At 69.6% G+C, this 12,234-nt stretch carries 12 protein-coding genes; 10 read left to right on the top strand and 2 right to left on the bottom strand.

Features of this window, described 5'->3' with window-relative positions; genetic code table 11:
* The first annotated feature begins 107 nt into the window (after nucleotides 1-107).
* The 7 genes from ssd to FPP74_RS07875 all read left to right on the top strand — a co-directional run bounded on the left by ssd (nucleotide 108) and on the right by FPP74_RS07875 (nucleotide 4,565).
* On the top strand, nucleotides 108-1,133 hold the full coding sequence (gene ssd, locus FPP74_RS07905) for a septum site-determining protein Ssd (protein WP_095538164.1): 1,026 nt from the start codon (nucleotides 108-110) through the stop codon (nucleotides 1,131-1,133).
* A complete protein-coding gene (locus tag FPP74_RS07900; protein ID WP_144717843.1) occupies nucleotides 1,133-2,260 on the top strand; it encodes a TadA family conjugal transfer-associated ATPase in 1,128 nt (375 codons plus the stop codon). Before ssd ends, FPP74_RS07900 begins: the two co-directional genes overlap by 1 nt.
* Entirely contained in the window at nucleotides 2,257-3,048 is a 792-nt protein-coding gene (locus tag FPP74_RS07895; RefSeq protein WP_122086072.1) for a type II secretion system F family protein, read from the top strand. Before FPP74_RS07900 ends, FPP74_RS07895 begins: the two co-directional genes overlap by 4 nt.
* Nucleotides 3,045-3,635 carry a type II secretion system F family protein gene (locus FPP74_RS07890; RefSeq protein ID WP_144717841.1) on the top strand — a complete coding sequence of 197 codons (591 nt, stop codon included), beginning with the start codon at nucleotides 3,045-3,047 and terminating at the stop codon, nucleotides 3,633-3,635. The genes FPP74_RS07895 and FPP74_RS07890 overlap by 4 nt, the downstream gene beginning before the upstream one ends.
* 83 nt (nucleotides 3,636-3,718) lie before the next feature.
* Nucleotides 3,719-3,925, top strand: a complete 207-nt coding sequence (locus tag FPP74_RS07885; protein WP_122086107.1) for a DUF4244 domain-containing protein — start codon at nucleotides 3,719-3,721, stop codon at nucleotides 3,923-3,925.
* A complete protein-coding gene (locus FPP74_RS07880; protein ID WP_095275186.1) occupies nucleotides 3,925-4,209 on the top strand; it encodes a hypothetical protein in 285 nt (94 codons plus the stop codon). Before FPP74_RS07885 ends, FPP74_RS07880 begins: the two co-directional genes overlap by 1 nt.
* Nucleotides 4,209-4,565 carry an Rv3654c family TadE-like protein gene (locus tag FPP74_RS07875; RefSeq protein ID WP_095275185.1) on the top strand — a complete coding sequence of 119 codons (357 nt, stop codon included), beginning with the start codon at nucleotides 4,209-4,211 and terminating at the stop codon, nucleotides 4,563-4,565. Before FPP74_RS07880 ends, FPP74_RS07875 begins: the two co-directional genes overlap by 1 nt.
* Here the strand turns inward: FPP74_RS07875 and FPP74_RS07870 are convergent.
* Nucleotides 4,513-6,900, bottom strand: coding sequence for a DEAD/DEAH box helicase (locus FPP74_RS07870; protein WP_144717839.1), 2,388 nt, complete (start codon nucleotides 6,898-6,900; stop codon nucleotides 4,513-4,515). The two genes, FPP74_RS07875 and FPP74_RS07870, sit on opposite strands and share 53 nt — an antisense overlap.
* Before the next feature lie 190 nt (nucleotides 6,901-7,090).
* Between FPP74_RS07870 and FPP74_RS07865 the strand changes: the two genes are divergently transcribed.
* Complete coding sequence (locus FPP74_RS07865; protein ID WP_034996968.1) at nucleotides 7,091-7,294, top strand: cold-shock protein; 204 nt, start codon at nucleotides 7,091-7,093, stop codon at nucleotides 7,292-7,294.
* Between the two features lie 309 nt (nucleotides 7,295-7,603).
* Here the strand turns inward: FPP74_RS07865 and FPP74_RS07860 are convergent, their stop codons facing one another.
* Nucleotides 7,604-8,236, bottom strand: coding sequence for a VTT domain-containing protein (locus FPP74_RS07860; RefSeq protein WP_323746813.1), 633 nt, complete (start codon nucleotides 8,234-8,236; stop codon nucleotides 7,604-7,606).
* A gap of 261 nt (nucleotides 8,237-8,497) precedes the next feature.
* Here FPP74_RS07860 and topA point away from each other — a divergent pair, with 261 nt between their 5' ends.
* Both topA and FPP74_RS07850 read left to right on the top strand, forming a co-directional pair.
* Complete coding sequence (gene topA / locus FPP74_RS07855) at nucleotides 8,498-11,395, top strand: type I DNA topoisomerase (protein WP_186439413.1); 2,898 nt, start codon at nucleotides 8,498-8,500, stop codon at nucleotides 11,393-11,395.
* Nucleotides 11,396-12,127 (top strand): hypothetical protein, encoded by a 732-nt coding sequence (locus FPP74_RS07850; protein WP_144717835.1) that lies wholly within the window; start codon nucleotides 11,396-11,398, stop codon nucleotides 12,125-12,127.
* Nucleotides 12,128-12,234: the final 107 nt, after the last annotated feature.

Genomic DNA, 12,234 nt, shown 5'->3' with positions numbered 1-12,234 from the left:
GCTGGGTTATCCACAGATTGTTTATTTTGGATGCGATCGCGGCCTGGGTTATCCACAGATGTATCCAACCCCTTGCACGTTGATGTTGCGCCTGCAATGCTTGCGGCATGACACAAACAAAAGTACCGAATTCTCGCGCCGGCCGCCCCATCATCGTCGCGGTGGACGACCCGCTCCTCCACCCGGAGGTCACCCACCTCGCCGCAGCCGCTGGCCACGCCATCGTGGACGTTGCCGACCCCACCACGCTGCCGCAATACGTGGCGCGTGCGTTCGCAGTGCTTGTCGACGCCACCTGGGCCCCACACCTCCCTCCACCCCGAGCCGACAACGTGTTCATTGTCAGCGGCAGCCTCGCCGACGCCTCCGCGTCCCCGGACGCCTTCGTCCTGCCGGCGCAGGCCGGCGACCTCCTCGTCGCGCTCGGCCGTTGCGCACAGGCGAGCCAGCACAGCGGCGGCGGGCGCACGATCGCCGTGCTCGGCGCGGGCGGTGGCGTCGGCGCATCCGTCCTCGCCTGTGCGCTCGCCGAGGTGGGCGGGAACGCCACGCTTATCGACGCACACCGGCTCTCCGGCGGACTCGATCTCCTCCTCGGCGTCGAGGAGCGGCCGGGCGCGCGCTGGGGCGAGATCGTGCTGGGCGATGGTGCCGTAGCGCGCACCGACGTGCGCCGCGCCCTGCCCTCCACCGCTTCCGGCACCGCGGTCCTCACGTTTGCGCGCAGCACCGTCGCGGACCCGTTCCGGGTCACCACGGCGGAGCTGGAGAGGCTCTGCCGCGCTGTGGGCGGCGAGGGCCTGACCGTCCTCGACGTTCCCATCGACCTGCTCCCGGCGGCGTGCGACCTGGCCGTCATCGTCGTGACGCCGACGGTGCGCTCCGTCTGCGCGGCGCAGACGATCGCGCTAGAGTGCAACGCCGCCGGCGTGGAGCACGTGCTGGTCCTCCGCGACTCCCCCTGGCAGGGCATCGACGACGACGGCGTTGTCGCAGTGACCCGCTCGCGGATCTGCCACCGCCTGCCCACGCTGCACCGGCTGCCGCGCTCGATCGAGAGCGCTGGGCTCCCGGCGCGCCTGCCCAAGCCCCTGCGCAAGGCGGCCGACGCGGTGCTCGCGGAGGTGGCGTGATGGATGCCAACGACGTACTCGCGCGCGTGCAGCGTCGCCTTGCGGACGAGCCTGCGCCCCCGTCGCCAGCACGGTTGGTGGACATCATCCGCGACGAGGCGGTGGTGATTAGCGACCTCGACGTGCTCGCGCTCATGCGCAAGCTCCGCGACGACACCATCGGCGCCGGCCCGCTCGAACCGCTGCTGGCGGCCGGCGATGTGACGGACATTTGCGTCAACGGCCCGTCCGAGGTCTACATCGACCGCGGCCGCGGCCTCGAGCTGGCGGAGACCACCTTCGACTCGGAGGCGGACGTGCGCGCCCTGGCCACGCGCCTCGCGCTGAGCTGCGGGCGCAGGCTCGACGACGCACAGCCATACTGCGACGGGCACCTCACCCGCGACGACGGCACGCTCTTGCGCTTCCACGCGATCCTCGCCCCAACGGCCCAGGTGGGCACCTGCTTGTCGCTGCGCGTGCTGCGCACCGCCACCGCCTCGCTCGCGGACCTGGTGGCGGGCGGCTCCCTTGATCAGGAGCGCGCCGACCTGCTGCGCGCGCTGGTAGTGCAGCGTAAGGCGATCCTGGTGGTGGGCGGCACCGGCTCCGGCAAAACGACGCTCCTGTCTGCCCTGCTTGCAGAGGCCGCCCCCACCGAGCGCATCATCGCCATCGAGGACACGCTTGAGCTGACCCCGCACCACCCGCACGTGCTTAACCTGACCACGCGTGCCGCCAACGCCGAGGGCGCCGGTGAGATCACCATCGCGGACCTGGTCCGCCAGGCCCTGCGCATGCGGCCGGACCGCATCGTGGTTGGCGAGATCCGCGGTGCCGAGGTCGTCGATCTCCTCGCCGCGCTCAACACGGGCCACGACGGCGGTGCGGGCACCCTCCACGCCAATTCCATCCACGAGGTCCCCGCCCGGCTGGAGGCGCTCGCGGCCCTCGGCGGTCTGGACCGCGCCGGGCTGCACTCACAGCTCGCCGCAGCCGTGGACGCCGTGGTGGTGGTCCGCCGCGGCACCGATGGCACCCGCTACGTGCACCAGATCGGCGTGCTGGAAGGCCAGCCGGTCACCGCACGCGTGGTGTGGGACAGCGAGCGCGGTCCCGCCGCGGGCTACAAGGAGCTGGCATCATGAACCCATTGCTCATCGCCGCCGCGGCCACTGCGCTCACCGCCCCCGCTCCCTCTGCCCGCCTCGGCGCACTCACGCGCAACGTGCAACGCTTCTCGACGCCACGCCTCCACCACACACTCTTCATCGCCGGCATCGTGCTCGCGCTCGGCCTGGTCGCCGCCAAACGGGTCAGCGTGGTCCTCGCGGCAGTCATGGTCGGGGCGACCGTCGTCGACCTCATCGTCCGGCGCCGGGAGCAGCAGCAACGCGCCAAAGGCGCGGCCGTGACCGCCGACTTTCTCGGCCACGTGGTGGCCAACCTGGACGCTGGAGCCCCGCTGCCGCGCGCCTGCGTGACTGCCGCCGAGCGCCTGCCCGACAACGCGCCGGCCCCACTCGCGCGCGACATCCACCGGCTGGCCCACCATATTCGGCTCGGGCACTCCGCAGCGCAGATCGAGGTACCTACGGCGCAGCCGGAGCTGGCACGCATGGTCACGCTGTGGCGGCTTGCAACCGGGCGCGGGATCCCCGTCGCCCAGCTTCTGCGCGCCGCGCGCGACGAGCTCGACCACGCCGAGCAGCACCGAGCCGCGACAACCGCGGCGCTGGCCGGGCCGCGCACCACGGCTATGGTGCTCGCCGCGTTGCCGCTCGCCGGGATGCTCATGGGCGCCGCGATGGGGGCGAACCCCGTCGGGCTGCTGACCTCCGGCGGCATAGGCGGGGTGCTCCTCGTCGTCGGTACCGCCCTGGTGTGCGCGGGCACCGTCGTGTCCCGGGTGATTATAGAAAGGGCGGCGCAATGATCCTGCTTCTCGCATCACTGTTCCTCGCGGCCGCGCTCGCCCTGCCTCGGGTCCAGCCCGCGCAGCGGCTGCGCGTTACTCCCAGCGCGGGTTCGAAGACCCCGCGGGATGGTCCCCGCGGGGAAGCGCCGGGTATCGACGCCCACCGCAGCGCAGCCGACATCACGCTCTTCGCGGCATGCTGCGAGGCCGGACTCCCGCTCGCCGGCGCCGCCGCCGCTGTAGCTGAAACTTACGGCGACACCGGCGGAGGCAACGCGCGCGCGAGTCCTTGGCATACCGTCTCTGCGCTGACGGCGCTCGGGGTGAGCCCCGAGCGCGCCTGGTCAGAGCTCCATAGCGTCCCAGGTGGCGCGGAGCTCGCCGGGCTTGTTGCCCTCTCCAACTCCTCGGGGTCCGCCATCGTGGCGGGCTGCGAGCGCATCGTCACCAAGCTTCGTGCTGAAGCTGCCGACGAGGCGAGCGCCAAAGCGGAACGGGCGGGCGTCCTCATCGCGATCCCGCTTACCGCCTGCTTCCTCCCGGCGTTCTTCGTCCTCGGGCTTGCACCGGCGGTGCTCAGCTTGGGGGCGGCGATCTTGCACTAACTGTCCACTCCGAAAATCAACAATCATTCTCAACCAATGAAGGGAACACAATTACTATGAATACGATCAACACTGCTACCGTCATGGGCGTCCAGAAGATACGCGGTTACGCTGGGCAACTCGCTGCAAAGATGCAGGACGACCGGGGGATGTCAACCATCGAATATGCGTTTGGGTCGCTCGCGGCGGCCGCGCTCGCCGGAGTGCTCTACCTCGTGGTAAACGGCGACGGAGTGACCTCTGCAATTGAGGGCGTGATTACCGACGCACTCACGAACACCCCGGGCTAATGACCACGATCGAGACAGCGCTCTCGCTGTCCGCACTCGTCACCGTCGCGGCTGCCATCGTTGCCGGCATCGCCACCATCGCCGCCTACATCACGGCGGTGGATACGGCCGGCGCGGCGGCGCGCGCCCACGCAATCGGGGTGGAGTTCGCCCCGCCGCGCGGCAGCGTCGATGTCGCCGAGTCCGGCGGGGTCGTGACGGTGACTGCGCGGGTCCCGGCGGCGGTGGGGCAGATGCAGGCAACCGCGCTGTTCCCCGTCGAGCACACCGCGGGGGAACGCTGATGGGCTGGCTCCGGAGGCTTCGCAGCGAGGAAGGCTCGGCGACGGTCACCTCGGCGGGCATCATCACCGCGGTGATCGCGCTGGCGCTCGCGGTAGCTGCGGTCGGCGCGCGCGTCGTGGACCACCACCGCGCGCAGGTCGCCGCCGACCTCGCTGCCGTTTCCGGGGCGACGGCGCTCTACACGGGCGCGCCCGCCTGCGAGGCCGCCGAGCGCACCGCGACGCTCAACTCTGCGGCCGCAGAGTTGTGCGAGGTGGACACCGGCGACGTCACCGTCCGTGCCCGGATCGGGCGCGCGGAAGCTACTGCCCGGGCTGGCCCGGCTGAGGAGGAACGTCCCCGGCGGTCATGGTGACCAGCGCGCCCAGCAGCTTCAGCGCAGCGTGCTTGTTCAGCGGCTGGTTCCCGTTGCCGCACTTCGGGGACTGCACGCAGGACGGGCACCCGGACTCGCAGGGGCAGGCGCGCACCGCCTCGAACGTCGCGGTGATCCACTCGTGGAAGCGGGCGAAGCCCTCATCGGCGAAGCCCGCGCCGCCCGGGTGGCCGTCGTAGACAAACACCGTGGGCAGCATGGTGTCCGGGTGCAGCGCCGTGGACACGCCGCCGATGTCCCACCTGTCGCAGGTGGCCAGCAGCGGCAACAGCCCGATGGCTGCGTGCTCTGCGGCGTGCAGCGCGCCGGGGACGTCGCCCGCCGAGATCCCCAGCTCGTCGAGGACCAACGGGTCGATGGTGTAGGCCACCGCCCGGGTGATCAGCGTCTGCTCGGGGAGGTCGAGCGGGATGTGCTCGGACACGGTGCCGTCGGCAAGCCGCACGACGTAACCGGTGACCCGGTCGGTGACCTCGACGTCGACGTTGGCTACCCACAGGCCCGGGGAGGGGTGGACGCGCGCGGAGGCGTCGCCCAGGATCGCGATGTCCGTAGTGGAACGCGCCTGCGTGGAGTAGTCGGGCGTCTCGGGTGCCACCAGCGCCACGTAGCCGTCAAGGTCCAGCTTCTGGACCACGAAGGACTCGCCCTGGTGCAGGTAGACGGCGCCGTCGTGGACCTGCGTGGCGGCCCGCGCGGCGTCCACGGTGCCCAGTAGCCGGCCGTCCGTCGCGTCCACGATGAGGACCTCCTCCCCGGTGCCGCCGCGCAGGGATACGACGGAGTGTGCGGTCTCCGGGGTGAGCTCACCCTCCAGTTGCGGGGTGGCGAACCAGCCGCGGGGGCGGCGTCGTAAATAGCCCTCCCGCTCGAGCTCCTCGACGACTTCGTGCGCGCCAAACGCGTCCACGTCCGCGTGCGAAAGCGGCCGTTCGACGGCGGCGCAATAGACGTGTCCGCGCAGGATGTACGGATTCTGCGGGTTGAACACCGAGGACTCCACCGGGCGGCCCAGCAGCGCGTCCGGATGGTGGACCAGGTAGGTGTCCATCGGCTCGTCGCGGGCGACCATGACCACCACGGAAGCCTGGCCGCGGCGGCCGGCGCGGCCCGCCTGCTGGCGGAACGAGGCGACCGTGCCCGGGAAACCGGCCATGACCACCGCGTCGAGGCCCCCGACGTCAATGCCCAGCTCAAGCGCGTTCGTGGTGGCGAGGCCGAGGAGGTCGCCCTCGTCCAGCGCGCGCTCCAGCTTGCGACGATCCTCCGCCAGGTAGCCAGCGCGGTAGGACGCCACCCGGCCCGCCATGTCGGCGCGGCCCGCCACGACCAGGTCCTCCTGCGCACGCAGCGCGACCGTCTCCGCGGCGCGGCGCGAGCGCACGAAGGTAAGCGTGCGCGCACCTTCCTGCATCAGCGTCGACATGATGGTCGCTGCTTCGGTGGAGGCGGCGTAGCGCACGGGCGCACCGTTTTCGCCTTCCGCGCCCTCGATGAATCCGGGCTCCCACAGCGCGATCGTGCGGGAACCGGTCGGCGCGGTGTCCTCGGTGATGGCGGTGACGCTGCGGCCGCAGAGCCGAGAAGCCTGCCCGGCCGGGTCCGCGGCGGTTGCAGAGGCGAACACCACGACCGGGTGCGACCCGTACGCGGCGGCGATACGCAACAGGCGGCGCAGGACGAGGGATACGTTGGCGCCGAAGACGCCGCGGTAGGTGTGGCACTCGTCCACCACCACGAAGCGGAGCTGGCGCAGGAAGCGCGCCCACCGGGGGTGCGCGCCGAGCAGCCCAGCGTGCAGCATGTCGGGGTTGGAGAAGACGAAGCGGGACGCCTCGCGGATTCCGGCCCGGGCCTCGGTGGGGGTGTCGCCGTCGTACGGGGCCGGGTGGACGCCGGAGAGCTGGGGAATCTGCGACGTCATCCGCAGCGTCGCCTGGAGCTGGTCCGAGCCCAGCGCCTTGGTGGGGGTAAGGTAGAGGGCGCACGCCTTGGGGTCCTCTGCAAGCGCGGTGAGGATGGGAAGCTGGTAACCGAGCGACTTTCCGGAGGAGGTGCCCGTGGCGATAACGGTGTCGTTGCCGTCGCGCACCGACTGCGCGCACTGGGCCTGGTGGGTGTAGGGGGCGGTGACGGAGGCGTCGATAAGCACTTGCTTCAGCTCGGGGAGCACCCACGCTGGCCACGGAGCGAACTGCGCGGGCGAAGCGGGGACGTCTTCCACGTGCGTGATGGTGGAGCTGCCGAAACGGCGGCGCAGGAGCTCGATGAGGTCTGCGCCGAGCGACGGTGGGGGTGCGGGGGTATGAGTCATTCCATATGAAGTATGCCACTCGCTATGCCAAAGTATGCGATTCGTGGCACACTAGAGCACGGTCACAGATTTTGTGTGCGCCCTCCAAAGGTGCTCGCGAGGATCGTTGACGCGGGCGCCAGGAACCCCGAGATGGTCCTGGTGGACGACCAAACATATCTCACTCAAGTTTTACGTGAAAGGTTTCACCATGGCTACCGGAACTGTTAAGTGGTTCAACGCAGAAAAGGGCTTTGGCTTCATCGCACCGGACGACGGGTCCTCCGACGTCTTCGTGCACTACTCCGAGATCCAGGGCTCCGGCTTCCGCACCCTGGAGGAGAACCAGCAGGTCGAGTTCGAGGTGGGCGAGGGCGCCAAGGGCCCGCAGGCCCAGCAGGTGCGCGCGCTGTAAGCCCGCATTCCAAAGAGACCCCGCTGCCGGTGACCCCGGAAGCGGGGTATTTTTGGGCCCGCTGCCCGGTCTGGTGGGGTGTGCGGGCGGGGTGCGCGGGTGAAACGGCAAAATGTGTGGGGTGGGGTGGGGTTTGGCCTGTTTGACGAGGGCAGGGTGACGAAGACGCAGGCCCCTTTCGTCGTATCCTCGTCATCCAGGTCTCGTCATCTGGGCGTCGAGAGCGCTGTTGCCGCCGTCGCCGCGGGCTGGCCGCCCTGTTTCCCGACGAGAGCGAGCGCGGGCGCCCCTCCTTACAGCCCTACACCCCTACAGCGAGGACTCGCCGCGGCGCTCGTCGCGCCAGTCGAACAGCTTGCCCTGCAGCTTCTGGACGCCAAAGCCGACGAGCGAGCCGAGCAGCACGCCCACAACCATGCCGAGCAGCGGGAAATCCGAGAACAGCGCGCCGCCGGCGTAGCCGATGCCCACGGAGAGGATGGCCCAGACGATGACGCCGATCGTGTCGTAGATGACGAAGGCGAACCAGTTAAAGCGCACCGAGCCGAGCACGATCGTGGCTACCCAGCGGGCCCAGGGGATGAAGCGGGCGACGATGATGGTGGCGCCCGCGCCGCGGTTCATGTTGCGGCGCACCCAGAGGATCGCCTGGCCGGCCTTGGACTCCGCGTCGAGCCGCTCGACATAACCGATGAGGCGGCCGCCGAGGGCGAAGCAGATGTTGTCGCCGATAATGCCGCCAATGATCGCGGCGACGATCACGGCCGTTACATCCGGCACTCCTTGCGAGCCGGCGAACGCGCCCGACAGGTTGAGCACGGACTCGGACGGGACGATCGGCGCGAGGGCGTCGGCGACGATGAGCACCGTGACGAGGGGGTAGAACAATGGGGTGCCCATGAGCATGTGGAGGAAGTTGATGAACGGGTCGAACATCTCCATGGGGCTCCTCCTCTCAAAACGCCTGGTCACGGGCTTGTCGCAGCGGTGCGATGGGCGCGGCGCTGCCGTATGCTCCCCGCTACGATACGCGCATGCGCCGGGGACTGCGAGATCTCGGGTCTGCTACAAATGTTGGTGTTTGAGATTCGGCGTTTAGGCGCGCCCGCCGGGTGTATGCATATACTGCGAGAAAGCGCATGTATCGCATCAGTACATATATATAGGTGCGAATCGAGTAAATAGAGCGAGGTGTCACAAAGCGTGGCGGGAAACGGCAAAACCCTGGTCATCGTGGAGTCGGCGACAAAGGCGAAGAAGATCCAGAAGTATCTGGGCAACGACTACATCGTCGAGGCGTCCGTCGGCCACATCCGCGACCTGCCGGGCCGCGCCGCCGACATCCCCGCGAAGTACAAGAAGGAGCCGTGGGCGAAGCTGGGCGTGAACCCGGAGGCGGGATTCTCGCCGATCTACGTGGTCAGCCCGGACAAGAAGAAGAAGGTCGCTGACCTGCGCGCCAAGCTCAAGGAGTCGGACAAGCTGCTGCTCGCCACAGACCCCGACCGCGAGGGCGAGGCGATCGCGTGGCACCTGCTGGAGACGCTGAAGCCGAAGGTCCCGGTGGAGCGCATGGTGTTCAACGAGATTACCGAGTCCGCCATCCGCGAGGCCGCCGAAAACACCCGCGAGCTGGACATGGACCTGGTGGAGGCGCAGGAGACCCGCCGCATCCTCGACCGCCTGTACGGCTACGAGGTGTCGCCGGTGCTGTGGAAGAAGGTCATGCCGCGCCTGTCCGCCGGCCGCGTGCAGTCCGTGGCCACCCGCGTCATCGTGGAGCGGGAGCGTGAGCGCATGGCGTTCATCGCCGCCGAGTACTGGGACATCACGGCGTCACTGCTGCCGCAGCAGGGCGAGAAGACCGAGTTCGACGCGAAGCTGGCCACGCTCGACGGGCAGCGCGTGGCGCAGGGCCGCGACTTTGATGATCGGGGGCGGCTGAAGGGGGAGGCGGTGGTCGTCGATAAGCAAAAGGCCAATTCGCTTGCCGACGGCCTCCGCGACCGCCCCATGCGCGTCACCGCAGTGGAGGAAAAGCCGTACACCCGCCGCCCGCACGCGCCGTTTATGACCTCGACCCTGCAGCAGGAAGCAGGGCGCAAGCTGCACTTCACGTCCGCGCGCACGATGCGCATCGCGCAGCGCCTGTACGAAAACGGCCACATCACGTACATGCGTACGGACTCGACCTCCCTGTCCAAGCAGGGCCTGCAGGCCGCGCGCTCCGCGGCAACCGAACTGTACGGCGACAGCTTCGTCTCCAAGTCCCCGCGCACCTACGACCGTAAGGTGAAGAACTCGCAGGAGGCGCACGAGGCGATCCGCCCCGCCGGTGAGCGCTTCGCCACCCCCGGCCAGCTCGGCGGGTCGCTGGACGCGGAGGAGTTCAAGCTCTACGAGCTGATCTGGCAGCGCACCGTGGCCTCGCAGATGGCGGACGCGCGCGGCAACTCCACCAAGGTCACCGTCGCCGGCGAGGCGGAAAGCGGCGAGCGCGCCGAGTTCACCGCCACCGGCCGCACCATTACCTTCCCGGGCTGGCTGCGCGCGTACTCCGACACCAACGACAAGGAGACGCACCTGCCGCAGCTGGCCAAGGGCGACGTGTTGGACGCGACGAAGCTCAGCGCCGACGAGCACACCACCAACCCGCCGTCGCGCTACAACGAGGCCAGCCTGGTCAAAAAGATGGAGGACCTGGGCATCGGCCGCCCGTCCACCTACGCCAGCATCATCAAGACCATCCAGGACCGCGGCTACGTGGTTACCCGTGGCAACGCGCTCGTGCCCACTTGGGTGGCGTTCTCCGTCATCGGGCTCATGGAGAACAACTTCGACGCGCTGGTGGACTACGACTTCACCTCCTCCATGGAGGACGAGCTGGACGAGATCGCGCACGGCAACGAGGACCGCACCGAGTGGCTCACCGGCTTCTACTTCGGCGACGCCGAGGCGGACGAGAACATGGCCGAGGCCGTCGCGCGCCGCGGCGGGCTCAAGCACATCATCGAGGCCAACCTGGAAAGCATCGACGCGCGCCAGGTGAACTCGCTCAAGCTCTTCGAGGACGCGGAGGGACGCGACATCAACGTGCGCGTCGGCCGCTACGGCCCATACATCGAGCGCCAGGTGGGCGTGACCGCCGACGGCGAGCCGGACTACCAGCGCGCCAACCTGCCGGAGGCCTCCACCCCGGACGGCATCACGCTCGAGATGGCCGAGAAGCTCTTCGCCACCCCGCAGTCCGGCCGCGAGCTGGGGGAGAACCCGGCGAACGGCCGCACCGTGGTGGCCAAGGAGGGCCGCTACGGCCCGTACGTCACCGAGCTTGTGCGTGACGACGAGCGCGCCACCGCCGAGGCCCACGCCGAGGAGGTCATCGCGGCCGAGCGCGCCGAGGAGGACGCCCAGCGCGCCGAAGAAGGCAAGCGCAAGAAGAACTGGGAGACCAAGACGGCGGCGAAGCAGAAAGAAAAGCGCCTGGCCGAATTGGTGGACGAGCAACTCAAGCCCGCCACGGCGTCCCTGTTCCAGGACATGGAGCCGGCATCGGTCACGCTCGAAGAAGCGCTGAAGCTGCTGAGCCTTCCGCGCGAGGTGGGCACGGACCCGGCAGATGGCGAGGTCATCACCGCGCAGAACGGCCGCTACGGCCCGTATCTGAAGAAGGGCACGGACTCGCGCTCCCTGGCCAGCGAGGACCAGATCTTCAGCATCACCCTCGACGAGGCCCGCCGCATCTACGCGGAGCCGAAGCGCCGCGGCCGCGCCGCCGCGAAGCCGCCGCTGAAGATGCTCGGCGACAACGATGTCTCCGGCAAGCCCATGACCATCAAGGACGGCCGCTTCGGCCCGTACGTCACCGACGGCGAGACTAACGCGTCGCTGCAGCGCGGCGACACCCCGGAGACGGTCACCGACCAGCGCGCAAATGAGCTGCTCTCCGCCCGCCGCGCCCGCGAGGCCGAGGAGGGCCCGAAGAAGGCAACCAAGAAGAAGGCCACGAAGAAAAAGGCGACCAAGCGCGCGAAGAAGACGGTGAAGAAGCCCACGCAGACCACCAAGCGCGTGGTCAAGGCCGGCTCCAGGAAGAAGTAAATGTTCACCCGCACGCTCCGGGGCGCCGAGGCGCTTGTCGACGCCCTGCTTCCCCACACCAACCCCACCCCAGCCCGCCTCGCGTGGGCCGGGTGCGCGGACGCCGCCGGCATCGCCCACCTCGCCGGTTCACGCAGGGCCGCACTGGCCGCCGAGCCGGCCTCCCGCGTGGTCCTCGCCGCGCTCCCGCTGCGCCGGGAGGGTGCACGTGGCGCTGCCCCCGGCGCCGACGCGGTCCTGACCTGCGCCGTCCTGGCCTCCGCCGTCGCCGCTTTCGAGCAGCACCGCGCCCCGACGCGCCCGTCGACGCTCGGCGTTGCGGCCCTGGTCGGCGCGCAGGCCGGCACCATCGCGCGGCTCGTGCAGCGCGGCGCGACGGTGGGGAAGCGCGGCGCCGCGGCGGCCGCTGGTGTCGTCGCCGCTGGTGGTGTGGTCGCGGCCCGGGCGGACCGCCGCCTGCTGCCTGCCACGCTGCTCGGCGGCGCGGCGGTGGCTGCGACTGCCGCGCTGGCGAACGCCCCCGCCTTCCGCGCCGATGCGAACGCGACCACCATCGACCCGGCCCGCGAAGGGTTAAGCCACGGCGCGAATCTGCTCGTCGCCGCCGAGGGGCTGCGCCTGCTCACCAACTCCGGCCTGGCTGCCCGGGTGTGCCGCGCCGCGGTCTCCTGGGCGGGGTCGATCGGCCAGCTGCTGCTCGTCCACGGGCTCACTGCGCCGGACCGACAGTGACAGATTTCCTTGGCGCGGGGGAGCCGGGAGGGCGCGACCTGGGGTAATAGGGTTGGGCGCGGGAGATTTTACGCACTCTCGTCATTTGGGGAGGTCACAGAGGCCAC

Origin of the sequence: Corynebacterium sp. NML180780, assembly GCF_007786415.1 — a bacterium.
GTDB lineage: Bacteria > Actinomycetota > Actinomycetes > Mycobacteriales > Mycobacteriaceae > Corynebacterium > Corynebacterium gottingense.
Note: the sequence above shows the minus strand (reverse complement) of the source record. Positions and strands in the feature narration are given on the sequence as shown.

Excerpts from the sequence above, each read along its gene's own strand:
- ssd (WP_095538164.1), top strand. The coding sequence starts at position 108 with ATGACACAAACAAAAGTACCGAATTCTCGCGCCGGCCGCCCCATCATC.
- FPP74_RS07900 (WP_144717843.1), top strand. The coding sequence starts at position 1,133 with ATGGATGCCAACGACGTACTCGCGCGCGTGCAGCGTCGCCTTGCGGAC.
- FPP74_RS07895 (WP_122086072.1), top strand. The coding sequence starts at position 2,257 with ATGAACCCATTGCTCATCGCCGCCGCGGCCACTGCGCTCACCGCCCCC.
- FPP74_RS07890 (WP_144717841.1), top strand. The coding sequence starts at position 3,045 with ATGATCCTGCTTCTCGCATCACTGTTCCTCGCGGCCGCGCTCGCCCTG.
- FPP74_RS07885 (WP_122086107.1), top strand. The coding sequence starts at position 3,719 with ATGGGCGTCCAGAAGATACGCGGTTACGCTGGGCAACTCGCTGCAAAG.
- FPP74_RS07880 (WP_095275186.1), top strand. The coding sequence starts at position 3,925 with ATGACCACGATCGAGACAGCGCTCTCGCTGTCCGCACTCGTCACCGTC.
- FPP74_RS07875 (WP_095275185.1), top strand. The coding sequence starts at position 4,209 with ATGGGCTGGCTCCGGAGGCTTCGCAGCGAGGAAGGCTCGGCGACGGTC.
- FPP74_RS07870 (WP_144717839.1), bottom strand. The coding sequence starts at position 6,900 with ATGACTCATACCCCCGCACCCCCACCGTCGCTCGGCGCAGACCTCATC.
- FPP74_RS07865 (WP_034996968.1), top strand. The coding sequence starts at position 7,091 with ATGGCTACCGGAACTGTTAAGTGGTTCAACGCAGAAAAGGGCTTTGGC.
- FPP74_RS07860 (WP_323746813.1), bottom strand. The coding sequence starts at position 8,236 with ATGGAGATGTTCGACCCGTTCATCAACTTCCTCCACATGCTCATGGGC.
- FPP74_RS07850 (WP_144717835.1), top strand. The coding sequence starts at position 11,396 with ATGTTCACCCGCACGCTCCGGGGCGCCGAGGCGCTTGTCGACGCCCTG.